Source organism: Phaeovulum sp. (assembly GCF_047638075.1).
In the GTDB taxonomy this organism is placed as follows: Bacteria; Pseudomonadota; Alphaproteobacteria; order Rhodobacterales; family Rhodobacteraceae; genus UBA6197.
In genome coordinates this window covers 1-5325 of the sequence record NZ_JBLJBV010000095.1, presented here as the reverse complement: position 1 = coordinate 5325, position 5325 = coordinate 1, and the positions used below count along the sequence as shown (strand labels likewise).

4 protein-coding genes are annotated in these 5325 nt (G+C 60.2%); all 4 read left to right on the top strand.

Going from position 1 to position 5325, the window contains the following annotated elements; translation table 11 throughout:
- The first annotated feature begins 89 nt into the window (after positions 1–89).
- Positions 90–1415 (top strand): TRAP transporter large permease, encoded by a 1326-nt coding sequence (locus ACM62R_RS14035; protein WP_415184666.1) that lies wholly within the window; start codon positions 90–92, stop codon positions 1413–1415.
- A gap of 44 nt (positions 1416–1459) precedes the next feature.
- Complete coding sequence (locus ACM62R_RS14030; protein ID WP_415184665.1) at positions 1460–2497, top strand: TRAP transporter substrate-binding protein; 1038 nt, start codon at positions 1460–1462, stop codon at positions 2495–2497.
- A gap of 94 nt (positions 2498–2591) precedes the next feature.
- Entirely contained in the window at positions 2592–3956 is a 1365-nt protein-coding gene (locus ACM62R_RS14025; RefSeq protein ID WP_415184664.1) for a glutamine synthetase family protein, read from the top strand.
- A 44-nt stretch (positions 3957–4000) separates the two neighbouring features.
- A partial coding sequence (locus ACM62R_RS14020) for an aldehyde dehydrogenase family protein (protein WP_415184663.1) occupies positions 4001–5325 on the top strand: 1325 nt, incomplete at its 3' end.

Genomic DNA, 5325 nt, shown 5'->3' with positions numbered 1-5325 from the left:
ATTATCTGTTCCAGTTTTGTGCTGATGATCCTTCAGGCACTGGTTCATCTGTTCCGCGACATTGCGGTTTTGCGCGGGGAAGAACTTTGATGTCTTATGAGATGATCGCAGCGCTGATGTTTTCAACGATGCTGCTGATGATGATTACCGGGCAACGGGTGTTTGGCGCGATCGGCTTTGTGGCGGTTGTCGCGGCGCTGTCGCTGTGGGGCACCGGCGGGTCGGATATGGGCTTTTCATCGGTAATGAAGCTGATGAAGTGGAACGCCCTGCTGACGCTGCCGATGTTTGTGTTCATGGGCTATGTGATGTCGGAAAGCCGTCTGGCCGAAGACCTTTACAAGATGTTTCACGTCTGGTTCGGGCCCCTGCCCGGCGGGTTGGCGATTGGCACGATCATGCTGATGGTGATGATCTCGGCGATGAACGGGCTTAGCGTGGCGGGAATGGCGATTGGCGCCACTATCGCGCTGCCGGAACTGGTCAAACGCAACTACGACAAGCTGATGATTTCAGGCGTGATTCAGGGCGGATCAAGCTTGGGGATTCTGATCCCTCCGTCGGTGGTCATGGTGCTGTTTGCCCAGATCGCCCGGCAGCCGGTCAGCCAGCTGTGGCTGGCCGGGCTGATGCCGGGGCTACTGATGGCGTTGATGTTCGTCATCTACATTCTGCTGCGCTGCGCGCTTAACCCGCGCCTGGCCCCAGCCCTTTCAGCCGAGGAGCGCGCTGCAATCAGCTGGGGCGAGCGGTTTCGCCTGCTGCGGGCGGGGTTGTTGCCGCTGTTCATCTTTGCCGCGATGATGGTGCCGTTCATCAAGGGCTGGACCAGCCTGACCGAAAGCTCGGTCATCGGGGCGCTGACGGCGGTTATCGCAGCCGTCCTGAAACGGCGTTTCACCCGTGAGGTCTTTGAGGTTTCCACCCGCAACACGCTGGCCATCACCACCATGTTCATGCTGATCATCATGGCCGCCCTGTCGTTTGGCGCGGTGTTTGACGGGTTGGGCGCAGGGCGCGCGATTGAGACGTTTTTTGTCACCGATCTGGGGCTGTCACCGATTCAGGTGCTGATTCTGATGCAGGTTTCATTCCTGTTCATGGGGATGTTTCTAGACGACACCGCCATGCTGGTGATCGTGGCGCCGATCTATGTGGGATTGGCCCGAACGCTGGGGTTCGATCTGGTGTGGTACGGCGTGCTTTACACGATCACCTGCCAGATCGCCTACCTGACGCCCCCCTTTGGCTATAATTTGTTTTTGATGCGCGCCATGGCCCCCGATGACTTTACCTTACCGGTCATCTATCGTTCGGTATTCCCCTTCGTTGGGGTAATGCTGCTCACGCTGATCATCGTAATGGTATTTCCGCAAATCGCGTTATGGCTTCCTCAATCAATCTACGGAAAATAACAATAACCCCGAATGGGGGTGCAACCCAACAAGGAGAAACCACCATGACAACCACAAGACGCAAGTTTCTGACCACCGGCGCGCTGGCCGCGGGCACGGCATCGCTTGCCGCCCCAGCACTGGCGCAGGCCCCGATCAAGTGGCGGATGCAGACCTATGCCGGCACCGCACTGGGCGAACATGTCTGCAAACCCGCCGTCGATGCGTTCAACACCATCGCCAACGGCCAGATGGAGATCGAGCTTTACTACTCTGACCAGCTTGTCCCCACATCCGAGTTGTTCCGTGCCATGCAAAAGGGCACGATCGACGCGGTGCAGTCAGATGATGACAGCATGGCAAGCCCCACTGATGTGACGGTGTTTGGCGGCTACTTCCCGCTGGCGCTGCGCTATTCACTGGATGTGCCGGTGCTGTTCAACAACTACGGCCTGAACGAAATCTGGGGCGAGGAATATGCCAAGGTCGGGGTCAAGCATATCTCGGCGGGATCGTGGGACCCGTGCCATTTTTCGATGAAAGATCCGGTTACTTCGCTGGCCGATCTTAAGGACAAGCGGGTCTTTACCTTCCCGACTGCGGGGCGCTTCCTTACCCAGTTTGGCGTGGTGCCGGTCACCCTGCCGTGGGAAGATATCGAGGTGGCGTTGCAAACCGGAGAGTTGGACGGTGTCGCCTGGTCAGGCATCACCGAGGTCTATACCGCATCCTGGGTGAAATCGGCGCCGCATTTCCTGACCAACAACATCTCGGGCGCGTGGATCGGGCATTTCTTCGCCAATATGGACCGCTGGAACGAACTGCCACCGCACCTGCAACAGCTTATGCGGACCAGCTTTGAGGCGTCACATTACTACCGCCAGCACTGGTATTGGGGCGGCGAAGCCAAGTTGCGCGTCGAAGGCGCCGACACCAAACTGACCGCCATTCCAGATGCGGAATGGGCAACGGTCGAAGAAGCGGCACAGAAGTTCTGGGATGAGATCGCCGCCGAAAGCCCGGTCAAGGCCAAGGTCGTCGAAATCATCAAGGCCTATAACACCAATATGTCCAAAGCAGGCCGTCCATACCGCTATAGCTGACCTCAGGGCCGCGCGGGCGCATCCGTGCCCCCGCGCGGCCCCTTTTGACCCGGGTGTGCCCGGCCCCAGTGCGTGCGACAGGAGGAAAGTTCACATGCCCGCCAACCTGACCTTCGACGGTCTGAAAAAAGCAACCGCCTCGGGCGAAATCGACACGGTCATCGTTTGCATGACCGACATGCAGGGGCGACTGACGGGCAAGCGTTTTGTCGCGCAGCATTTCGTCGAAAGCGCCTGGGAAGAAACGCATTGCTGCAACTACCTTCTGGCAACCGACATGGAAATGGTCACCGTGCAGGGCTATCAGGCCACCTCCTGGGCCACCGGCTATGGCGACTATATGATGAAGCCCGATCTGGCCACGCTGCGCCGTATTCCCTGGATGCCGGGAACCGCGCTGGTGATGTGCGATGTGCTTGACTCGCATACGCATCAGCCGGTGCCGCACGCACCGCGTTCAGTTCTGCAACGCCAGGTGGAACGGGCCCGCGCAATGGGCTATGAGCCGATGATGGCGACCGAGCTGGAGTTTTATCTTTTTGAGCAAAGCTTTAGCGAATTGTTCGATTCACGCTATTATGAACCGGTTCCAATGGCGCGCTACAACGTCGATTATTCGATTTTTGGTACATCGCGCGACGAGCCGATCATGCGCGCAATTCGCAACGGGCTTTATGCCGCCGGGATTCCGATCGAATGTTCAAAAGGCGAGGCCGACTCTGGCCAGGAGGAGGTGAACGCGAAATACTCGGACGCGATGGACACCGCCGACATGCACGCGATCATCAAACAAGGCGTCAAGGAAATTGCCCAGGCACACGGCGCAAGCGTGACCTTCATGGCCAAATACGACCACCGCAAGGCCGGGTCCTCCAGCCATGTGCATCAATCGCTATGGAAAGACGGCGCAGCTGCCTTTCGCGACAAATCCGACCCGCAAGGTATGTCCGCGCTGATGCGTCACTATATCGCCGGGCAACTTGCCCATGCCGCAGACATCACCTATTTTCTCGCGCCCTATATCAACAGCTACAAACGCTTTGTTGTCGGCATGTTCGCCCCCACCAAAGCAGTCTGGAGCCTGGACAACCGCACCGCCGGTTTTCGCGTCTGCGGTGAAGGCACCAGCGCGGTGCGGGTGGAATGCCGCATCGGCGGCGCCGATCTGAACCCCTATCTTGCCTGTGCGGCGCTACTGGCGGCCGGGCTGGACGGGATCGAACAAAAGATGGTGCTGGAGCCCGCGATTTCCGGCGATATCTATCAGGCGGGTGCGGTGCGCGAGGTTCCCAAAACGCTGGGCGCCGCTGCCAAGGCGCTGGCCGGGTCGACCATGCTGCGCGCCGCATTGGGCGACGATGTGGTGGACCATTACCACCGCGCCGCCTTGTGGGAGATCGAAGAACAAAACCGCGTCGTCACCGATTGGGAATTGGCGCGGGGCTTTGAACGCGCCTGAGGCGCAAGAGTGTCGCGCCGAAGGGCGCCAAAAGGACAGAACCGATGACCAAAACCATTCAATGCATCTCGCCCGTCGATGGGCGCGTCTATGCCGAACGCCCGGCCTTGAGCATGGTCGATGCCGAAGCCATGGCCGCGCGCGCGCGTGCTGCCCAAGGCCCATGGGCCGCCCGCCCCTTGGCTGAACGCATCGCGCTGGTGCAGTCCGGCGTGGCCCGGCTGAACGACATGAAAGAGGTTCTGGTCGAGGAACTGGCCTGGCAGATGGGCCGCCCCACCCGCTATGGCGGCGAATTTGGCGGGGTCAACGACCGCACCGCCTATATGTCGGAAATCGCCGCCTCGGCGCTGGCGCCCATGGTGGTTGAGGATTCGGACCGCTTTGAACGCCGGATCGAACGGGAACCTGTTGGCGTGGTCTTTGTGCTGGCGCCCTGGAACTACCCCTACCTCACCTCGATCAACACCATCATTCCGGCACTGATCGCCGGCAATACCGTGGTGCTGAAACACGCGAGCCAGACCCTGTTGGTCGGTGAGCGCCTGGCCGAGGCGCTTCATGCTGGTGGCGTGCCCAAGGACGTGTTCCAGAACGTGGTTCTGGACCATGCCACGACCGAGGCCCTGATTGGCCAGCGCGCCTTCAACTTTATCAACTTCACCGGCTCGGTCAGCGGCGGGGCCGCGATGGAGCGCGCGGCGGCGGGCACCTTTACCGGGCTCGGGTTGGAGCTGGGCGGCAAAGACCCCGCCTATGTGATGGAAGACGCCGATCTTGATGCCGCCGTGGACAGCCTGATGGATGGCGCGATGTATAACGCGGGCCAATGCTGCTGCGGCATCGAACGGATCTATGTCCACGAAAGCCTTTATGAGACCTTCGTCAAGAAGGCGGCAGACTGGGTGAAGGGCCTGAAACTGGGCAACCCGTTTGACGCGGCCACCACCCTCGGCCCGATGGCCAACAAGCGCTTTGCCCATGTGGTGCGCGAACAGATCGCAGAGGCACTGGCCGAAGGCGCCACCGCCCTGATCGACCCTGCCCTTTTCCCCGAAGATGACGGCGGCGCCTATATCGCGCCGCAGATCCTGATCAACGTGAACCACGAAATGCGGGTGATGCGTGAAGAAAGCTTTGGCCCGGTGGTGGGCATCATGCCGGTCAAGGATGATGCCGAAGCGGTGGCCGTGATGAATGACAGCCCCTATGGGCTGACCGCATCACTTTGGACAGGCAACGCCACCCGCGCCGCCGATGTTGGCGCCCAGATTGATACCGGCACGGTGTTCATGAACCGCTGCGACTACCTTGACCCCGCGCTGTGCTGGACCGGCTGCAAGGATACGGGCCGGGGCGGCAGCCTGTC